Here is a 1,668-nt window from a genome sequence, read left to right on the forward strand (position 1 = left end):
AAATAACCAACAATTTGATTATAGGGATTGTACCCTTTTTCTTCGAGCGCTTGATACACAGTCAGTAAGGTCTCACGCACGTCCTTTGGCTGATCTTCATTAAAATTGAAAAACATGGTTTTATCTAACGAACTCATACGATTCACCTCTATGACATACAGTCATTTGTATTAATTTTAACTGATTATAAGTGAAACTACAATCAAGTAGGCGAATGTAACCGACATGTAACCGTGGTGTAATAATTATTTATTTGTTAACCAAGCAACAGCTGCACTCATCGCCTTGTCAAGACCCGATGGATCCTTACCACCGGCTTGGGCCATATTGGGACGACCGCCGCCGCCACCTTTAATATTACCGGAAATGGATTTAATCAAATCTCTGGCCTTAATTCCGGCTTTCACTTGATCATCAGCGACAGCCACAATCAAATTGGCCTTTTCGCCGCTACCAGTCCCCAGAACCAACACATCAGATAATTTTTTAGAACGCCAAGTGTCAGCCAATTGACGCAACTGATCCATGCCGGCATCCTTAATAATCCCAGTGATAATGCTGTATTTTCCAACCGTCTTTTTATCATTAAAGACGTTTTGTGCCTGCTGGCCAGCCAATTTTGCTTCAAGTGCTTGTTGCTTTTGGGTCAGTTCTTTGATTTCTGCTTGTAATTGGCCAACCCGCTTTGGTGTGTCCTTAATCTGAGTGACCTTTAAATCGCTGGCAATCTGCTTTAATTCTTTCTCACGGTCATTTAACAGCTTGAAGGCATCTTTGGCAGTTACAGCCTCAATCCGGCGAACACCAGCCCCAACACCTGATTCGGAAACGATTTTGAATAATCCGATATCACGAGTGTTGGTGACGTGGGTTCCACCACAGAATTCAACTGAGAAGTCACCGACACTGACAACTCGGACCTTGTCACCGTATTTTTCACTGAACAGAGCAATCGCACCCATCTTCTTACCGGTTTTGGGATCCGTCACGACGGTCGTGACATCAATTTCGTTGAAAATCTGTCTGTTAACCATGTCTTCGACTTTTTGTAAATCCTCATCAGTCACTTGGCCAAAGTGATTAAAATCAAAGCGCAGGTAGTTAGGCTCTACCAAAGAACCGGCCTGTTGGGTGTGGCCGCCCAGAACATTTCGCAGCGACTGGTCAAGTAAATGAGTGGCAGTATGGTTCTTTTCAACTCGGCTGTGGAACAGCTTGTCAACAATCAAATGATAATGATTGCCCTTCTCAAGCGGCTCCTGCGTCTTAAGGGTGTGAATGTTTTGGCCGTTAGGGGCGTGTTGGACGTCAACCACGTCGGCTACCTTGTCACCTTCCTCATCCAAAATAACCCCACGGTCGGCAACCTGACCACCCATTTCTGCATAAAACGGTGTTTTGTCAAAAATTACTTCAACCGTGCCGCCTTTGGATGTATCAACCAATTTTTCATTTTCGACAATGGCCAATAATTCTGCATTGTCAACGTCTAATGTGTCATACCCAACGTATTCGCTGTGGTCCTTAATTTCAATTAATAAGTCGCGCTGAACGCCCATCGACTTGGCACCACTTCTTGCCTTCCGTGCCCGATCCTTTTGCTTTTGCATTTCAACTTCAAACCCAGGCTTGTCAACCGTTAACCCGGCATCACTGGCTTCTTCTTGA

At 44.5% G+C, this 1,668-nt stretch carries 2 protein-coding genes; both read right to left on the reverse strand.

From position 1 onward, the window contains the following. Positions 1 to 137, reverse strand: a 137-nt coding sequence (locus tag AB3112_RS11320) for an IreB family regulatory phosphoprotein (RefSeq protein WP_367334552.1), incomplete at its 3' end; no start/stop codon positions are given. Between the two features lie 108 nt (positions 138 to 245). Continuing rightward, positions 246 to 1,668 (reverse strand): alanine--tRNA ligase-related protein (locus AB3112_RS11325; RefSeq protein ID WP_367334551.1); only part of this gene is annotated, 1,423 nt, incomplete at its 5' end.

Origin of the sequence: Lentilactobacillus sp., from assembly GCF_040773105.1 — a bacterium.
Lineage (GTDB): Bacteria > Bacillota > Bacilli > Lactobacillales > Lactobacillaceae > Lentilactobacillus > Lentilactobacillus parabuchneri.